The sequence below is a fragment of the Massilia sp. MP_M2 genome (assembly GCF_039123635.1).
Classification (GTDB): Bacteria; Pseudomonadota; Gammaproteobacteria; order Burkholderiales; family Burkholderiaceae_D; genus Telluria.
On sequence record NZ_JBCHJF010000007.1, the window covers coordinates 1 to 17,247 of the forward strand.

Genomic DNA, 17,247 nt, shown 5'->3' on the forward strand with positions numbered 1-17,247 from the left:
AACTCCTTCATGCGTGCCATCAGCGAGGCATCCATGCCGCCGAACTTGGAGCGCCACTTGTAGAACGTAGCGTTGCTGATGCCATGCTCGCGGCAAAGCTCTGGTACAGGGCTGCCGGCTTCGGCTTGCTTGAGAATGGCGATGATCTGGCTGTCGGTAAAGCGGGAGGTCTTCATGCAGAGCTTTCTGTGTCTTAAGTAGAAAATTCTACTTCTGATCGCGCTCTTTTTGTGGGGGGATTACCGAACGAGTATGCGACGTAGAGAGCCAATGCACCCAGAATGACCGCGCCAGACCACCTGACCGCTTTGCGTACTGCTGGATAGCGTTTTTCCGCAATGGGACCAATGATGTTAACAACCAAATCTAGAAGCATATTTCCTTAAAGACGCCGCGAAAGGCAAGAAATTTCAGTAGATCAATAAGTCCGCTTCTGGCCGAATCCAGCCGGTCGAGCCAGCATAGCAGGTTGCCAGGTTGAAAATCCAGAGGTGGCCCCGACGGGCCGATACCGACCCGAAGCGGCCTTTCAACAGTCGCCTTGGGGGGCGGTCAGCAACTAAGGATCACGTACTGGAAGACGCCCGCTTCTCCTTTATCAAAGGCTTGCCGCCATTGCCTGTACCCAACCAGCTCGGACTCTCGAACCTGCTGATGACTAACAAGGGTTTGCGCTTGGGCAGCACCGACCGTGCGGTTTGGGACATGCCCGATTCTTACAGTCTAAACCCCGTTATAAGCTGCTACGCGCGCCTTGAGCGGTTCGCAAGCAAAAGTCTGCAAGCCGATCCTTTAACGCGCTCTCAGTAATTCAGAACAGTCGGGATCGAACGTCCGATGTCTGAACGGCACCGCACGGCATTCCAATAATGGCATAATGCATCGATGACAACGAGCGACCTCGGCAAGCTTCCCAGTGTCCCCAATCTGCAATTGCGCGCCGCTCTGATCGCGCGCATCCAGTTGCTGCTGGCCAGCAATAACTGGACACAGCAGGAAGCCGCGCGCATCTGTGGGCAGATCCAGCCGCGTATCAGTGACTTGCGACGCGGCGCGACGGAACGCTTCTCGCTCGACGCATTTGTCAACATCGCCGCCGCGCTGGCGCGGTACCCGATAACCACCGAAGGAGGCCTGATGGAATACACCGAAGCCTATGGCGAGCGTCTCGTCGCCGAGTTCATCGCACAACTCGAAGCCAAGCCTGTCAAGGGGCGCTATCCGGCCGCCACCGAATGCTCGATCACAGAGCGCGGCGGCCGGATCGTCGCCAGCCGCGACCTGCGCACGGCGGGCGGGCGCGTCGCGCTGGTGGGGGACATTGCGCGTTACCCAGACGGTGGCGAAGCCCGCATCGTCTCCGGCGCCGGCGCGGCCTTGCTCTACAAGGGGCGAATGATGGCCCTGGTCGGCAGCGAACTGGACAATGGTGACCGCATCACCGGCCCCATGCACAACGGAATGATGATCGTGTAGTACGGCGACGAGGAGCCGATCAAGGGCCTGCTTGACCGGAACTATGTCCCGCTATCGGCAGACGGAGGCCATCCATGAGCCAATCCTTGATCGTCCTTGGCGACACGACCAGCCACGGGGGCAGTGTCATCACTTGCGCGCAGACTACCGATACGCTGGGTAAAGGCTGGGCGCGAGTAGGCGACATGGTAGCCTGCCCACGCTGCAAGGGAATTTTCCCGATTAGCCAAGGGGACAACAGCCTGAAAGATGACGGCCGCGCCGTCGCTTACCACGGCTGCAAGGTCGCTTGTGGCGCAATTTTGATTTCCAGTCAGATGCTGACCAGCACGGTACCGTCCAGCGGCGCGACGCCAGACGCAGATAGAGGCGCATCGGATGACATGTTGGCCAAGGGCTTGGGTGCAATTGGTCCGGGCTTGATGGCCGGCTACCAGGATGAACCGCTGGATGACAGCACCAAGCGATTCCGTGGTCGCTTCCAGGTACTGGATCGAGCCTCCGGCGAACCCATCACCGGGCAGCCGGTTCGAGTGCGATCCACAGGTGGCCAGTATCTCGCCGGCAGCACTGACGCCGAGGGCTTCACGCAGTGGGTCGAACGCGATACCAGTGAGGGGCTGGCTTTCGACCTTGCCGATTCTGGACAGGCATGACGGAACCTATCAAACCCTCCGTGCCGATGGCGACCGGAGGCATGTCGCAAGACGGCACCACCACCGTGGTGAAAATCAACCGGCCCAACGTGGACTTCGTAGACAAGAAGGTGCTGTGCTCGGCCATCTGCAAATGTAAGGATGATCCCGGCATCGGCATGGACGGACGCTCGCTTAAGCAGTCCTGTGTATCCAGGCAGATAACAGGATTGGACGCCGTACTGGAACACCGAAGCCCCTACAAGCCGGAGGTCAATTACGACATGACCAAACAGCCGCCGGAGCCCATTATGGATTCGACGGTCGGCACCAAACCGCATGACTGGCTGCCGGGCTTCATTAAGAAGCACTGGGAGGCCGACCACGGTTCGCCTTACCTCAGAGGAATGGGCATGGTGCGTCGCCCCGACGTGATCATTGTCAACGATCCGACCAAGCCGCCCACCCAAGACAACATTAAGCAGGTTGTTGAAATAAAATTTCCACCCGATAAGATCGACAAACCTCAAGAAGATGCTTACGTCCAGATTGCGGGTAGCGACAGTAAGCTCGTTGTCATTGGGCCTGAGAGTTGTGACTGTAGCCAGCCCGACCCCAAACCGTCCGAGATTCCAGTCGAGGAGATTGGTGCTGCGGCGGCTCTCGCTCGCATTTTGTACATGCTCATCACTCGCCGGCCGCCACCTGGTCCGGTGCCTGCATTCTAAGGAATCCCCATGACCGATCTTCCCTTCGATCCGATACAACTGATGCGCGAGCATCCCGAGAAGATGCGCATTCCCGGCGGCCTGCTGACCAAGCAAGGCTCGCAGGACTACGTGGGCGGTGTCCCGGCCATCACCGGCACGCTGTTCTTCAACGACGCCCACACAGCCGAGGTTCGTGAGGCCATTTGCACCTGCTTCGACGAGTACGAAGTGATCGCCAAGGCCCATCTGACCTGGCTGTGGCGCGCAGAACCGCCCGAAGGCCCGGACAAGTTCGTTTATGAAAAGGCGCCATCGATGCGTGCGATGGTCAAGCGCATGAATGAAAACGACTTGGTGAGCTTTACCTATGTCAGCGGCAAGCAACCGCACGATGCGGGCGACTGGGAGTTCCAGGTTTTTGGTCGGCGTGGGTGGGAAGCCAAGATGATCGTGCGCGGCACCTCAGCGTTACGCTTTACCATGCCATTGCTTCATGTCGAGAAGAATCCTGCAGCGTTCCAAGCCATGTTCGTGAGCTTCGCCAAGCGTCTAAAGGCACTCCACGGTTACGGTGGACAGGGCTTGGTGCTATCGGCCCCGCGAGAGAGTGACAATCAGCCATTCGAGGCTTACTTGGCCAACATGCTCAACGGACTTGATGTCGGTGAGCCGGTTGGTGCAACTCGCTCGGCCCATCTGGGCATTAAAACTGTTTCCTGGCTGACTGCCGTTAATCACAAAATGATCGAGAAGATCGGCGGGCTATCAGCGATCCGCTCCGAGCTGCCGATGGACTGGTTCGCACTCTACGACTACGGCGCGGGTTTGGTCGTGCAGGCTGGGCCGAAGCCAGAGGGCGCGCCCGCCGACCAACCAAAGCCTGCCCTGATGGTGCTCCCCAACATGCTGTTCAAAGAACTGCGTGCGCCTAAGGTCAGCCTGCACTACGCATCTAAGGAAGGCGAGCCCCGCCTCATCGGCTGGGGTGCGGAGCAGTGGCTCCAACGCTTTGACGTGCCAGAGGACGAAGTGCTGGCTTACAAGGCCAAGCTGCTTGACGAGCCCAAACTGACCAAGGTCACAACGTTGTCGGATCGTTTGTGATGAGCCTGCGCGATGTCGCCGCCCAACTGCGGCATTTGTGGCGGTGCCGTTCTGAATACAAGTTGCTGGAACGTCAGCACGCGACGATTGCTGAAACGCTCGCGACACGTCCGCCGGACGAATTCAGCGCACAGCATCTCGCTATACTGCGAAACCTGCGTGTCACATGGTTGACGGTCGAATCCGGGGCGCCGGGCCTGCGGCAGTTTCTCCCTTTCGGTTCGAATCGGTCCACTCTCAAGGTTGGGTTTGAACTAATCGGTTGCCGCAATGAGGCGTTGCTTGCGCGAGCCTTAGTCGAAACCGGCCAATTGATACCCGCTTTCTGCATAAAAGCAGTGATGTCAGCGGGCAGATATGCCGTTCCTGCCGACATGCGTGACTATTTCGCCGATTCGCAGACCGGGGTCTCGGCTGACGGAACGTTCGAGTTCCGTGAAGAACACGCCGTCTTGCTTCGCCAGTCTTGCTGGCGCACCGACATGCTTTATCCCCCCTCGTGGCCGCTGCCGGGCATCGATGGGAAACGCCCCTACGGTGACTGTTCATATTTCCAGATCGATATGGCCTCCCATCTTGGCATGCCGTACCAGATCAGTAGCGACGGTGAGGTGCAGACAAACGAGGTGCGCGATGCGGAACTGGAAAGCCTGCACTGGCAGATGCTTACCGCCTTGCAGATATTTTTGTTGCATGCGTGTGTTCCAGACCGGGTGTAAAACTGCACCATGGATACCGATCTGCGTCTGAAATTTGCCGACTTCGGTTCCGCGGGTTTCCGGCAAGAAATCCTGTGCCACGCACTACCCCTGTTCAGGCAGCTGTCGACCCGAAGCAGATCTTGAGAGTCTTCAATTTTGTTTTGCTAAGCGACGGTGATTGGCGTCGTGATCCGGTGACCGTGTGAATTGAAAAAGCTTCCACCTGCAAACCCTTCGAAGGAGCGCTCGATAAATTCTCTCGCTGTCGTAGTGGAGATTGAATGCTTTTCGTCCGGTGGTATGTGAACGCGCCACCAACGACCAGATCGACTCTGATGTGGCCAGTCGATAAGATACTTGAGCCACATATGACCACAAAGATTGCAAGTTAAAACAGAGATTTCGGCCCCGTGGCTGTCTTCGCCAACTTCGACGGTTTTATAACCCTCAAAGCGAAACGGGGGTTCTTCACAGGAACATGAACGCCGTTTCATGGCCTTATCATTCAATCCAGAAAGATTTAAGAGGCGTCTGACAATTCTCATCATGCTCTCTTCCTAACGAAATGATTGTGGATGCCAGGGGCCGCTCTTGGCCGAAAGCAGCCTTTCGTATGGCTCAGTCTACAAGCATGTTACTGTCATGACAAGTCCAGGCAATCGACCGCCTTCTGGTCGTCGCAGACTATATTGTTCTGTGGCGGACTTAATTAATTGTGGCGAACCCTATAAGCAAGCCACACCACGCCAGCGCAACCTGCGTGAGGACGCGCTTTTCACCGGGTCCGTTTTTAGTAATCAACATGATAATCCTTGGGAAACCTGGCGCCCGCGAACGCTTTTTTCTGCGTCCAGTCCTGCGCCGGCGCAGTCCAGTACGAATCGGTCGCTGGCAATCCGAGCGGCAGGAAGCTGGCTGACGTGATGTACATGCTGCCGTTGTTCGAATACCAGTCGCCTAGTTCCGGCTGGGCGCCGACAAAGCCGATGGTGAGAAAATCGCCCCTGGTGAAATTCGACGGCGCCGAGAATATCCGCTCGTGCACCGCGCGCATGGCGCTGCGAACCTGCCCCTCCGGCAGCTTGGCAGGCAGTTGCTTCCTCAGCGCCAGCAACGCCAGCGGCTGAAACGCCGCAGTGCGATAGGTCAGCGAACGCCCGAACATCGGGAACGTGCCTTCGGGCGACACGAAGCGCTCCAGGTGTTCCGAGAAGCGCTGCATGCGCCTGAAGGCCAGTGCGCGCATCTCGTCCGGTTTGCCGTTCCAGAATGGTCCTTTGTGCTTTTCCAGCACTTCCAGGATTTCGCACAGCATCGGGTGCATCACGTACGACCCGTAATAGTCGAAGTGGAAGGTCTCGCCGTCCTTGATCCAGCCGTCGCCCACGTACCACTCGTTGACCTTGCGGATGGCGACGTTCATGCGCATCGGATCGTAGGCTTCGCCGATCGACATCAGCCAGGCTTCGTTCATGGCTGCAAACAGCATCCAGTTGATGTACGGCGGCTCGATGCGGCGCAGCGATTTGACGTGGTCGACGATGCGGCGTTTGGTGGCGGCGTCGAGCGGTTCCCACAGCGCTTTTGGCGCGCGCATCAGGGCGTTGGTGTAGTACGCCGAGTCCACCAGCACCTGGCCGGGCCCCTCCCACATCAGCCGGTCGGGACTAGCCGGGTCGACCGAGTTCACGTAGCTTTGCCGGGCCATGTCCAGCAGGCGCTCGCGCGTGGCCCCCTCGGGCGTGCCGTCATCGGGCAGCGCCAGCCACGGCGCGGCGCCCGCCATCAGCCGGGCGAAGCATTCGAAGTAGCTGACACGCTTGTCGCGCCCGTCCCAGGTCGGGCTGACTTCGAGTTCGAACTTGCTGACCAGTTCACCCCGGGCCATGGCAGACAATACCGGCTCGGTCATCCTTTGCAGCAGGCCGGCCATGTACGCGCGGTCGTTGGCCGGCTGGGCCGCCGGCTTGTTTGCAGCGTCTGCCTCGCCTGCAGCGGCGAGCGTGGCGGCCGACCCGGCTACCAGCGAGCCGAGAAAATTGCGTCGTTCCATCGTGTCTCCTGATCGTTATTTATCGTTGTCACCGGCACGCAGTCGTCGCTCGCGTCGTTGCCTATTTGTCGGTAACCAGCTTCTCCGCCACATACATCCGGTACTGCCTGATCCGGCCAGTCACGCCCTCGGCACCCTGGCGCGGGGTGTAGCGCGCACCCGCCACGTCCACCTCTTGTCCCATATCCACGATCAGCTGGTGCGGGTGCGCCGCGCCGGCGCCGCTGCCGCTGAACGCCGTGTGCCAGTGATCCGACGCCTGGCCGTTGATGGCGTTGAGCGCCGAGCCATCCTCTTTCTTTCGCTCTTCGCTGCTGACATACAGGATGGTCCAGGACTGCTGGTTGAGCGGCTTGCCGTCAGGGCCGAGCAGGGCGATCTCGCCCACCGCCGCATACTGCTTGCCATCAAAGGCGCTCAGCGACTCCAGGCAGAAATGGCGGCCCCTCACGGGCGCGGCAAACCGCACTTCCTGGGTGGCGCCGCCGGGCGCAAATTCTCCTTCCTGCGCCGGCTTGCTATTGCCCAGTGTGGGCTTGACGGTGCTCGGTGGCCGCGGCAGGTCCTGTTCCGGGTGCAGTTCGTCGAGAATCGGCTCGGCGCGCCCGGCAATGCGCGCCACGGCGGGCCCGGTCAGGTCCAGCACCACGATCTCGTTGCGTCCCTTGTTGATCCACGGGCCCGGCAGGTACATGGTCTGGGTCGGCCCGATGTTCCAGTAGCGGCCCAGGCAGCGCCCGTTGATCCACACGATGCCCTGGCCCCAGCTGGACATGTCGAGGAACGTGTCGCCAGTACGCTTGACATCAAAGCTGCCGCGCCAGAACGCAGGCCCTCTGGCCCGGCCCCTGGCGAACTTCAGCGGTGGCAGCACGCCGTCGGCGTCGAAGTCAATGGCGCGGATCTCCCATCCCTCCACCGCCTGGGGCGTGCCCTCCCCGACCGTGAACGTCACCGGCCCATGCAGGCCCTTGCGGTCATGCACCTCCAGGCCGAAGTTTACGCGCGCGATGGTGTACAGCAGGATGTCCACCGTCACCGGCTTGCTGCGCGCCGGCAGCGCCACCGAGAAGCGGCGGTAGCGCGTGTCCATGGTGCCGACCAGCTTGCCGTCGATGTGCACCCAGGCCAGGTCGCGCACCTTGGCGGCAGCCAGCCTGCCGGCCGGTCCGGCCGGCAAGCGCACGCGGTAGGCCACCAGCCCGCGGCTGATGTCGTAGTGCTCGATCGGCTCCGGCGACGCGGTCTTGATGACACGACCCGGCAAGTTGGCGAACACCGGCGCGGTCTCCTTCAGCGCGAAGGCGTCGATGGTGATGACCGGGTTTTTCGCTGGCGGCTCGGGCAGCGTTTCGTCTGGAGCCAGGAACGGGCGCATGCCCTCGCGGTAGGACTCGAACTTCGTGCCGACCCAGCCGGCCTCGCTGATCGGGGCGTCGTAGTCGTAGCTGGTGGTGTCGGGTCGGAAGGGCCGGTCGCAACCAGCCCACAGGCCGAAGGTCGTGCCGCCGTGCGCCATATACAGGCTGAACGAGCCGTTGTTCTTCAACATGTACGCGATGTCTTGCAGCGCCCGCGCATTGTCCCCGCGCCGGTGCGGATTGCCCCAGGTGTCGAACCAGCCGGAATAGTATTCGCCGCACATCAACGGGCCCTGCTGGACCGCCTTCAGCGCCGCGAACCCGCGCTCGGGATCGCTGCCGAAGTTCGCCACCGACAGCAGCTCCGGGATATGGGTCTTGGCGACCATATTGGTGGGATTGCACTGGAACAGGGGCACGTCGAATGTCGCGTCCAGCAGCGCCTGGCGCATCACGCGCATGTACTCCTTGTCCTCGCCGAAGAAGCCGTATTCGTTCTCGACCTGCACCATCAGGATCGGCCCGCCCCGGGTGACCTGCATCGGGCCGAGCACGCGCCCGACTTCGGCCAGGTAGCGGCGCGCCGGTTCGACGAAGGCCGGATCACGCGACCGCAGGAAGCTGTCGGACCGGCTTTTCTTGAGCAGCCACCACGGCAGCCCGCCCATCTCCCACTCGGCGCAGGCATATGGGCCGGGCCGCAGGATGACCCACAGGCCCTCCTGCTGCGCCAGTCGACAGAACTCGACGGCGTCACGCTGCCCGGCCCAGTCGTAGCGCCCTTCGCGCCACTCGTGGTAATTCCAGAACAGGTAGGCGCAGACGGTATTTAACCCCATGGCGCGGATTGCGCGCAGGCGGTGTGCCCAGTACTCGCGCGGGACGCGGGCGAAGTGCATCTCGCCGCAGCGGATCTGGATCGGTTTGCCGTCCAGCAGAAAGTCCTGCGAACCGACGGCAAAGCGCGGCGACGCGGCCTGCGCGAATACGCTCATCGGAACCAGGGCGCCGCTGGCGGCGGCAGCCGCGCCTTGCAGGAGGCGGCGGCGAACAAGGGTGGTGGTCATGGTTGTATCACTCGATATGCATGGCGCCTTGCGGCGAAAGTCCGGTGTTAGACAATCCGCGGCCACGGTCAGGCGCCGACGAACCGGCTCATCTCGGCGGCCGCCAGTAAAAAGGCACCGACGCCGAACGGCGCGGTCGATTCCTGGTCGACCCGCTGGCCGGGAATGGCCCGCTCACCGATCGGCTGCACGTAACCGAACTTGCCGCTGGCGGCCAGCGCGGTGCGCGACAGGAATGCCCAGCTCCTGGCCACCACCGGCGTGTACTCGTCGTGCTCCAGGATGCCGTGGTTGATACCCCACAGGTAGCCATAGGTGAAAAAGGCGGTGCCACTCGACTCCGGGCCCGGTGCATGGTTCGGGTCGAGGATGCTGCGGGTCCAGTAGCCCGCGCTCTGCTGCGCGGGCTTGAGCGCGCGCGCCATGCGGCGGTAGCGGTCCAGCACCAGCGCGTAGGCGGCGTGATCCTTGGGCAGATCGGCCAGCACCTTGGCCAGGCCCGCGAATACCCAGCCATCGCCGCGCGCCCAGAAGTCCTTGCCGCCGTTGGATGCCTTGTGCTTCGGATAGACGTACTTGGCGTCGCGGTAGTACAGGCCGGCTTCCTGGTCGAACATCAGCTGGTCGGCCCAGACGAAGTACAGGTGCAGCTTGTCGAGGTAGCGCTTGTCGCCGGTCACCTTGTACAGCTTGGTCATGGCCGGCATCACCATGTACAGGCCGTCAGCCCACCACCAGTAATCGACGTTCGGCGTACGCATCTGATGCTCGAACACCTCGAGCGCACGGGCGATCTTGCGGCGGTCCCTGGCCGGATCGAGCAGGTACAGGTCGACGTAGGTCTGGAAGCAGATCTGCCAGTCGCCGAACAGCACGAAGTCGTCGGTTTCGCCATACTGGTACTTCCACGCCGCCTTGTCCTGCGATCTGGCGCCGCTCCAGCCATTGTGCTCGGCCCAGGCAGTCGAGTACTGGCGGTAGGTCTCATTGCCGGTGACGGCGTAGGCTTCCATATTGCCGGTGTGGTAGGCGGCGTAGTCCCAGAACGCCCAGCTGGTGGGCTGGTGGCTGGCCTGCCAATAGTCGTTGGCGCGGGTGAGCGTTTCCAGGACGTCGATGCGGGTCGCGTTGACGCTGACGGCATTGCGGTTGGGCGTGCCCATGGTGCAGCCGGTGCCCAGCGCCGCGACGCCGCCCAGCAGCGCCTTCAGGTACAGTCGTCTCTTGAACATTGATGTCGTCATCCTCGTGTGTTCACTTGTTGAGGGCGGGATTGAACGCGGGCGTCCACTCCAGCACCTGCACCTGGGTTGGCGCGACCTCTTCCACGCCTTCGCCATCGGCCTGCCGGACACGCTGCGTGTAAAGATGGAGCTCTGCGCGCCGGCGCCAGAGTTGCGTATCGAAGCTCGGTTCCCAGGCGCCGACCGACGATTCGCTCAGGTCGCGCAACGACCACCTGGCGCCGTCGAAGTCCTCGATCCGCACCACCGAGATGCGGCTGCCGCGCTCCTCGTCGCGAAACACCAGCAGCCCGGCGGGCTGCTCCGCCCTCGTATCGACCATGATCTGCGGTCGCGCGATGGGAATGGCCTTGGTGCCTTGGCCGCTAAGGGAAAACGGTGTGCTGCGAAAGTTCAGGTCGAGCTGGCGCCACTGGCCGCCGGTGTGATACACCACGTGATACTGCGGGCTCTGCTGCCCGGCCGCGCGCCAGTACGAGGCGATATAGGGGTTGCCGCGCTTGTCCGCCGCCATCGAGGTCTGGTTGATCAACTCGCTGTTCTGCGGTATCCGCGCCGCGTACTCGGCGTTCGCGGCCGTGATCGGCAATGCGTAGGGCTTGCCCGACGTGCTCTGCCAGGAGCGCCCACCGTCGACCGAACGGGCATAGGCCAGATCGTGGTTGCTGGCGACGTCGGGTGACTCGCGCCACACCCACGAGACGTGAATAGAGCCGTGATGGTCGACAAACGCCTGCCAGTAGGCGTTGCGCTGCGTCTCGCCGCTGATCAGGTTACTGTGCACGCGGGTCCAGGTGGCGCGCGCCCGGTCGTAACGGTTCAGCACCAGGTTGCCGCGACCGGACCCGCCGTCACGGTAGAAGAACAACAGGTCGCCGCCGGGCAGCAGGTGGAACTCGGGGTAGCTGACTGATTGCTCGTCCACGCCCACCATTGGCCGCTTCTCGCCCAGCGCCAGCGACCCGGGTTGCAGGCTGCGGGCATAGCGCAGCTGATTGTTGTGGTGGTCCCAGGCCATGTGCAGAAAGCCATCGCCGTCGACCATGATGCTGATGCTGTTGTGGGCGTCGGCGGCATTGCCACGGTATTGGGTGCGTTGCAACTGCCAGCGTGCAGTGCCGAGCTGGCGCTTGCCCAGTACCACATTGGCATCCTGGTCGTAGAACGCGATGTATTGCGTCTCGCCGTGTGACACCAGCGAATTCTTGCGAAACACCACGGCATTGACCGAGTTTTTTGCCCAGCCCGGCCCGACCTCGACCTCGACCACATTGGCAGGCCCGCCATCACCAGGCGAGGCGCAGCCACCCAGCAGCAGGGTGATGGAAACGAGAGCGGCGGTCAGATTCGGTGATGTCATGGACGCACAAGAAAGAGATGGCAGAAACGAACAGCGGACCGGCAATCCGCTGTTCGCCCTCGTCAGGTTGCAGCCACCAGGCTCACAGGCTGCCGCGCAGGCCGATCTTGATGGTGCGGCCGTCGTACTTGGCGTAGTCCATCCGGGTCTTCCTGCCGCTGCCGTACTTGCCGGTGGCATCCTCAAAGTAGTCGTACACCAGGGTGTTCGACAGGTTCAGGGCGTCGAGGCGAAGTTCCAGCTGGTCGCTGATCCTGTAGCTGATCGAGCCATCCAGATAACCGCGCGCGCCGTTCCAGCGAATCAGGTCGTCGCCGTTATTGCGCGGATTGCCTGAGTGCAGCGAACGGCCCTTCTGATTGAACGAGAAACGCACCGCCAGCGGGCCACGGTCATAAAAGCCGGTCACGCTGTAGGCATACTTCGGCACCGAATTGACGTCGATCTCGCGGCCGGCGTTGGTGACCCATTTGGCGCTATTGAACGGATCGATATAGGTGTAGCTGGCCAGCGCGCCAAAGCCCTTGAACGGGGCGGGCAGGAAGTCGAAGTTCTGCTGGTAAGCCAGTTCCAGGCCCTTCAGGGTCTGCTTGCCTGCATTGATGGATGTGTTGAGCGTCATCGGCAGGTTCGGATCGACCCGCCCGGAGGCATCCCGGAACAGCCCGCCCATGACGGTATCCGGCAGCCCCAGTGCACCGAACGTGGTCTGCGTGGACACGTTCGCGGTGGCGTCGGTCAGCTCTTTCTTGAACAATGCCGCGGACAGCAGGCCGCCCGGCTGGAAGTACCATTCCAGGCTGGTGTCGATGTTGGTCGACGCCTGCGGACGCAGGTTCGGGTTGCCTGACGTAGCGACGGGGTCGAACGGGTTCGGGACCACGGTCTGGGCGGCGATGATCGACAGCGATGCGCGCGAGATGGTCTTGCCCCAGGAGGCGCGCCACATCAGGCTGTCGGTCAGGTCGAACGCCACCGACGCCGCCGGCAGCACATTGCTGTACTTGCCGTGCTCTTCGTTCGGATCGTAAGGCAGGTTGGCCCCGCGCCGCTTGTAGTTGGCGATGTCGGTGTTGGTTTCCGAATAGCGCACGCCCGCGTTCATGCGCAGCTCGCGCCCCAGGACCTGGCCGCGGAAGTCCGACTGGACGAAGGCGGTGCGGACCTCCTCCACGGCGGTGAAGCTGTCTGCGGGAGAAAATGCACCATCGGGATTGAGCGCGTACGGATTGAAGTTGCCGTACGCGTAATCGCGGCCAAAGGTTGCCCAGGTACCTGGCCAGCCGGCGCCGATGTCGAGGTTGTCGATCGGCAGCGTCGACGTCATGCCGGCCCGCATGCCGGTCGCGCCCACCTGGTTGATCTTCGCGGTCCCGTTCGCCGTGCCGTTGCGCCTGTGGATGTCCTTGGTGGTCTCGACATACACCACGCCGCCCTTCAGACGGCCGGTCCACTCGCCCGGCAAGTCGTAGTCGTAGTCGGCGATCAGGCGTGCCTGGCGGCCCTTGTCGAGTTCACGCAACAGCCCGGTCGAGTTGGCGAAGCCGGCGAAATTGCCGGGATCGGTATAACTGGTCGGCGAGGACAGCGATGGATAGACGTGGTCGCTGCCGTAGTCGATGGTCGAGGTGATGCCGAAGATCTGGCCCGACAGTTCGGAGCTTGCGCGCTCGGCCTTGCTGGAGTTGTCGCTGATCTGGCCGGTCAGGGTCAGCCTATCGGTGGCTTTCCACTGGGCGTTCACGGCGTTGTAGCGAAAGCGCGTCTGGTCGGTGCTGTACAGGGCGCCGCTGCTGTAGGACGTATTGCCGAAGGTGCCGGTCAGCAGGTTCGAGGACGGATCGATCTTCACATCCATCGGCACCAGCCCGTTGTGATTGGCGGTACCCGGTGCTGCGGTGCCACGACCGGCTTCGGTGGTGCGCGTGCTGCGGATCAGGACGCCGAAGAAGAGTTCGTCGCGCTCGTTCTCCAGCTTCGAGTACAGCGTATCGAATGACAGGTTAAGGGTCGGCGTCTTGTACTGCAGCGACGACACCATGCCGTCGCGCGAGCGCTCGTTGCTCGATCCATAGAAACGGTAAATGCGGGGCAGCAGCGCATTGTCGACCTGCTCGCGGGTGTAACCCGACAGGTTGGTGCGCGGGTCGCCATAGTCAAGCGCCAGCGCGAAGTTGCCACGGACCGGATTCTGGCTGCCGAGCGCCGAGCTGTTGTAGCCGCCGGTCGCTTCGAAACCGGACCGGTTGTTGGTGCCGCCCGAGTGCGAGCCGCCCACCAGCAGGCCCCACTGGCCCCAGGTCTTGGACATCAGCGCGAAGCCCATCGGGTCGATCTTCTTCGACGTGGTGTTGTAGCTGGCCGTGGCGCCATAGCGCACCGCGCCCTTCGGATTGTCGAACGGGCGCGGGCTCTGCAAATCGACCACGCCGCCCAGACCGCCTTCGGTCAGCTCGGCCAATGGCGATTTGTAAAAATCGACGCGACCAAACAGTTCAGACGCGAACACGTCGTAATTGAAGCCACGCACCGCGCCGCCGATACCGCCCGTGGACGTGGCGTTGACCGGCGCGCCATTGAGCGTTGTCACCGAATACGCGGTTGGCAAGCCGCGGATCGAAATACGCTGCCCCTCGCCCGAGCTTTCATCGCGCACCAGGATCACGCCCGGCACGCGCTGCAGCGATTCGGCGATGTTCGCCTCGGGGAATTTACCGATGTCCTCGGCCACAATCGAATCACGCACGCCGATGGCCTGCTGCTTGAGGTTCAGCGCCTTCTGCAAGCTGGAGCGAAAGCCCGTCACGAGGACGGTGGCGACGGGCGCGTCGGCGGCCGGCGCTGCGGTGCTGGCTGGGGTGGTTGAGGCGGGCGCTGCACCCTCCTGCGCATCGGCTGCCGTCTGTGCATGCGCCTGGGTACCGTAGGCCGTGGCCAGCGCGAGCGCCAGCTGCGTTACTAACATTTTCTGTCTCATCTCTGTCTCCGTAGGTGAACTACAGCACCCGGTGTCTTCGCACTCTGGGCATGTGGTCACGTTACCATCATGATTTTGATTTGCAAGACGTCAAGATTTTTGGCGCGTGAAACGCTCACGCAAGTACCTGAATACTTAAGAAAAAATCACTAAATTTATTTTTTCATGGCAAGTGGTATCGTCACCACATGTGGTGCGCATCGCGCTGGTCGCAGTGCCGGATTTGCCTTCAGACACTACAATCACCGTCTTGAAATCAATGGATGCAGCATGCGCAAACCGAGTAAATTGAGTGAAGTGGCCAAGCTCGCGGGGGTGTCCCCGATCACGGCGTCGCGGGCGGTCCGCGGGGTCGGCTACGTGTCGGAAGCGACCCGCGCGCGCATCATGGAGGCGGCCGCGAGACTGCACTACACGCCGGACATGCTGGCGCGGCGCATGCGCGGGGACAAGAGCAACCTGATCGGCGTTTTCGTCAACAATTACGGTTCCGTGGTCCTGCACGAGATGATCCGTACCATCAGCGACCATGCGCGCCAGCGCGGCTACGACCTGATCATTTTCAATGCCGAGCGCTTTGCCGGCCCGGGCCGGCTGGGCACCAGCGAAATGCTGAGCAAGCTGTGCGACGGCCTGCTGCTGGTACTGCCAACCTGCGGCGACCTCTACCTGGACGTGGTCAACGAATGCCGCTTTCCCTGCGTGCTGATGAATTTCGAGGCGCAGGACATGAACGTGCCGGTCATCACGGTCGAGAACCGTATCGGCGCGCGCACCGCCACCGAGCACCTGCTGTCGCTGGGACACCGCCGCATCGCGTTCATCGCCGGCACCCCTGGTACGGGGCAAAGCGCGGAACGCTACAAAGGCTATTGCGAGGCCCTGGCCGCAGCGGGCGTCGAACCCGATCCGGCTCTGGTGGTGCAAGGCGCCTTCAACCAGACCTCGGGTTATGCCGCCACCGAGCAGTTGATTGCGCTGCCCCAGCCGCCCAGCGCGATCTTCGCGGCCAACGACGAGATGGCGTTCGGCGCCATGGATGCACTCAAGAGCCGCGGCCTGTCGGTGCCGGGCGATGTGTCGGTGATTGGCTTCGACGACATTCCCACGTCGAGCTACGTCTTCCCCAAACTGACCACCATGCGCCCGCCCTACGACGCCATGGGCGAGCGCGCGGTCACCGAAGTGATCGCCCTGATCCAGGGCGCCGAGATCAAACCGGCCAAGATCCGCTACGGCCTGGAACTGGTGACGCGCAACTCCACCGCCCCGCTAGCGCGCACCTGACGTGAAGCCGAGAGGCGCCATAAGGGGCTAGAAGTATTGGCGCCAGTCACCCAGCCAGGCAGGGAATGCTGTGGCGGGCATGGGATTGGCGATGTGGTAGCCCTGGGCGTAGGTGCAGCCCAGTGCCTGGAGGAAGTCCCAGTCGCGGCGGGTTTCGACGCCGACGGCGACCGATTTTCGCTCCAGGCTATGCGCCAGGCTGAGGCACGAGCGCAGAACCGTGCTCAGCGGCAGGCGGCGGGAAGCGCCATCGACGAAGCTGCGGTCGATCTTCAGTTCGGTGAACGGGATGCGCGCCAGCAGTTGCAGGTTCGAGCGGCCGGTGCCGTAGTCGTCGATGGCCAGGCCGAAGCCCATCATCCGCAGCCGGACCAGGCGCTCGATGAAGTCGGGGTCCGTGTTCAGCACCGACGATTCCGAGATCTCGAATGTCACGTCCGTAGCAGCTACCTCGTGGCGCTCCAGGCAGGCCGACATCTGGCGCACGAACGCGGGATGGGCCAGGGTTTCGGACGCGATGTTCAGCGAGATCGGGATCGCGATGTCCTGGTCCTGCAGGCAGCGCTGGCGCTCAACTGCCAGTTCGATCATGCTCCAGTCGAGGAAGTCGATGCGGCCGCTCTCGCCCAGGGAATCGACGAACGAGGCCGGCCCCAGCACACCATGCTCCGGATGGTTCCAGCGCGCGAAGACTTCCAGGCCTTTGACCTGCCCCGTCGCCAGTTCGATCTTGGGCTGGAAGTACGGCTCGAACTGGCGCTTTTGCAGCCCGATGCCCACTTGCTGGAAGGTGAATTGCGGCTCGGATGGCGGCTGCGCGAAGCGCGGCAGCGGCGTGTAGTTCTCCAGCACCGGCTTGAGGGTGACGGCGGTGACCGGGCGGCCGATGGCGCCGAGCAGCTCGATGCCGAAGGCTTCGGCCAGCGTCTCGACGGAGAACAGCAGGCCGGCCGGCTGCGCGCCAGTGACGATCAGGCGCGCCGCACATTTGACCTCGCCCAGGCGACGCAACAGCGCCAAGCCGTCCATGCCAGGCAAATCCAGGTCGATGAGCGCGACGTTGACGAGCGGGGTGGCCCCGGCTTCCAGCGCCTGCAGCGCGGCCGGGCCGTCGGCGACGTCGGTGACCTGGCCGGCGCCGAGTTGCCCCAGCAAGGCCACGAGCACCCGGCGTTCGGAAGGGTCGGCTTGCGCCACCAGAAAATGCAAATGCGCGATGTCCATCGTTACTCCACGTTACCAGCCGCTAGCCTACTTGATGGCGCAGGCGCC

General features: G+C 62.5%; 14 protein-coding genes. 6 read left to right on the forward strand and 8 right to left on the reverse strand.

Annotated features, from left to right (window positions below):
• Positions 1 to 176 (reverse strand): transposase (locus RCH14_RS15400; RefSeq protein WP_343027207.1); only part of this gene is annotated, 176 nt, incomplete at its 3' end.
• Between the two features lie 709 nt (positions 177 to 885).
• Between RCH14_RS15400 and RCH14_RS15405 the strand changes: the two genes are divergently transcribed.
• The 5 genes from RCH14_RS15405 (at position 886) to RCH14_RS15425 (ending at position 4,644) form a co-directional block, all read left to right on the forward strand.
• Positions 886 to 1,476: an XRE family transcriptional regulator gene (locus tag RCH14_RS15405; RefSeq protein ID WP_343026981.1), complete on the forward strand. Its 591-nt coding sequence runs from the start codon at positions 886 to 888 to the stop codon at positions 1,474 to 1,476.
• Between the two features lie 74 nt (positions 1,477 to 1,550).
• Positions 1,551 to 2,132, forward strand: a complete 582-nt coding sequence (locus tag RCH14_RS15410) for a PAAR domain-containing protein (RefSeq protein ID WP_343026982.1) — start codon at positions 1,551 to 1,553, stop codon at positions 2,130 to 2,132.
• Positions 2,129 to 2,839: a VRR-NUC domain-containing protein gene (locus RCH14_RS15415; protein WP_343026983.1), complete on the forward strand. Its 711-nt coding sequence runs from the start codon at positions 2,129 to 2,131 to the stop codon at positions 2,837 to 2,839. The genes RCH14_RS15410 and RCH14_RS15415 overlap by 4 nt, the downstream gene beginning before the upstream one ends.
• 9 nt (positions 2,840 to 2,848) lie before the next feature.
• A complete protein-coding gene (locus RCH14_RS15420) occupies positions 2,849 to 3,925 on the forward strand; it encodes a type VI immunity family protein (protein WP_343026984.1) in 1,077 nt (358 codons plus the stop codon).
• Positions 3,925 to 4,644: a hypothetical protein gene (locus tag RCH14_RS15425; RefSeq protein WP_343026985.1), complete on the forward strand. Its 720-nt coding sequence runs from the start codon at positions 3,925 to 3,927 to the stop codon at positions 4,642 to 4,644. The genes RCH14_RS15420 and RCH14_RS15425 overlap by 1 nt, the downstream gene beginning before the upstream one ends.
• A gap of 146 nt (positions 4,645 to 4,790) precedes the next feature.
• Here RCH14_RS15425 and RCH14_RS15430 read toward each other — a convergent pair whose 3' ends face one another.
• From RCH14_RS15430 to RCH14_RS15455, 6 genes are all read right to left on the reverse strand, one after another.
• A complete protein-coding gene (locus RCH14_RS15430; protein ID WP_343026986.1) occupies positions 4,791 to 5,174 on the reverse strand; it encodes a hypothetical protein in 384 nt (127 codons plus the stop codon).
• 242 nt (positions 5,175 to 5,416) lie between these two features.
• Positions 5,417 to 6,679 (reverse strand): DUF2264 domain-containing protein, encoded by a 1,263-nt coding sequence (locus RCH14_RS15435; RefSeq protein ID WP_343026987.1) that lies wholly within the window; start codon positions 6,677 to 6,679, stop codon positions 5,417 to 5,419.
• Positions 6,680 to 6,740: 61 nt separating this feature from the next.
• The gene (locus RCH14_RS15440; RefSeq protein ID WP_343026988.1) at positions 6,741 to 9,107 is read right to left on the reverse strand and encodes a beta-galactosidase; all 2,367 of its coding nucleotides are present in this window, start codon (positions 9,105 to 9,107) and stop codon (positions 6,741 to 6,743) included.
• A 68-nt stretch (positions 9,108 to 9,175) separates the two neighbouring features.
• The gene (locus RCH14_RS15445) at positions 9,176 to 10,339 is read right to left on the reverse strand and encodes a glycoside hydrolase family 88 protein (RefSeq protein WP_343026989.1); all 1,164 of its coding nucleotides are present in this window, start codon (positions 10,337 to 10,339) and stop codon (positions 9,176 to 9,178) included.
• Positions 10,340 to 10,361: 22 nt separating this feature from the next.
• Positions 10,362 to 11,711, reverse strand: a complete 1,350-nt coding sequence (locus tag RCH14_RS15450; RefSeq protein WP_343026990.1) for a BNR repeat-containing protein — start codon at positions 11,709 to 11,711, stop codon at positions 10,362 to 10,364.
• Positions 11,712 to 11,793: 82 nt separating this feature from the next.
• Complete coding sequence (locus RCH14_RS15455; RefSeq protein WP_343026991.1) at positions 11,794 to 14,676, reverse strand: TonB-dependent receptor; 2,883 nt, start codon at positions 14,674 to 14,676, stop codon at positions 11,794 to 11,796.
• 282 nt (positions 14,677 to 14,958) lie between these two features.
• Between RCH14_RS15455 and RCH14_RS15460 the strand changes: the two genes are divergently transcribed.
• Positions 14,959 to 15,975, forward strand: a complete 1,017-nt coding sequence (locus tag RCH14_RS15460) for a LacI family DNA-binding transcriptional regulator (RefSeq protein WP_343026992.1) — start codon at positions 14,959 to 14,961, stop codon at positions 15,973 to 15,975.
• Positions 15,976 to 16,002: 27 nt separating this feature from the next.
• Here RCH14_RS15460 and RCH14_RS15465 read toward each other — a convergent pair whose 3' ends face one another.
• Positions 16,003 to 17,199: an EAL domain-containing response regulator gene (locus tag RCH14_RS15465; RefSeq protein ID WP_343026993.1), complete on the reverse strand. Its 1,197-nt coding sequence runs from the start codon at positions 17,197 to 17,199 to the stop codon at positions 16,003 to 16,005.
• Between the last annotated feature and the right edge of the window lie 48 nt (positions 17,200 to 17,247).

Bases quoted from the DNA above. Each gene is read 5' to 3' on its own strand.
- RCH14_RS15455 (WP_343026991.1), bottom strand. From the start codon at position 14,676: ATGTTAGTAACGCAGCTGGCGCTCGCGCTGGCCACGGCCTACGGTACC.
- RCH14_RS15430 (WP_343026986.1), bottom strand. From the start codon at position 5,174: ATGATGAGAATTGTCAGACGCCTCTTAAATCTTTCTGGATTGAATGAT.
- RCH14_RS15415 (WP_343026983.1), top strand. From the start codon at position 2,129: ATGACGGAACCTATCAAACCCTCCGTGCCGATGGCGACCGGAGGCATG.
- RCH14_RS15425 (WP_343026985.1), top strand. From the start codon at position 3,925: ATGAGCCTGCGCGATGTCGCCGCCCAACTGCGGCATTTGTGGCGGTGC.
- RCH14_RS15450 (WP_343026990.1), bottom strand. From the start codon at position 11,711: ATGACATCACCGAATCTGACCGCCGCTCTCGTTTCCATCACCCTGCTG.
- RCH14_RS15465 (WP_343026993.1), bottom strand. From the start codon at position 17,199: ATGGACATCGCGCATTTGCATTTTCTGGTGGCGCAAGCCGACCCTTCC.
- RCH14_RS15445 (WP_343026989.1), bottom strand. From the start codon at position 10,339: ATGTTCAAGAGACGACTGTACCTGAAGGCGCTGCTGGGCGGCGTCGCG.
- RCH14_RS15460 (WP_343026992.1), top strand. From the start codon at position 14,959: ATGCGCAAACCGAGTAAATTGAGTGAAGTGGCCAAGCTCGCGGGGGTG.
- RCH14_RS15405 (WP_343026981.1), top strand. From the start codon at position 886: ATGACAACGAGCGACCTCGGCAAGCTTCCCAGTGTCCCCAATCTGCAA.
- RCH14_RS15435 (WP_343026987.1), bottom strand. From the start codon at position 6,679: ATGGAACGACGCAATTTTCTCGGCTCGCTGGTAGCCGGGTCGGCCGCC.
- RCH14_RS15440 (WP_343026988.1), bottom strand. From the start codon at position 9,107: ATGACCACCACCCTTGTTCGCCGCCGCCTCCTGCAAGGCGCGGCTGCC.
- RCH14_RS15420 (WP_343026984.1), top strand. From the start codon at position 2,849: ATGACCGATCTTCCCTTCGATCCGATACAACTGATGCGCGAGCATCCC.
- RCH14_RS15410 (WP_343026982.1), top strand. From the start codon at position 1,551: ATGAGCCAATCCTTGATCGTCCTTGGCGACACGACCAGCCACGGGGGC.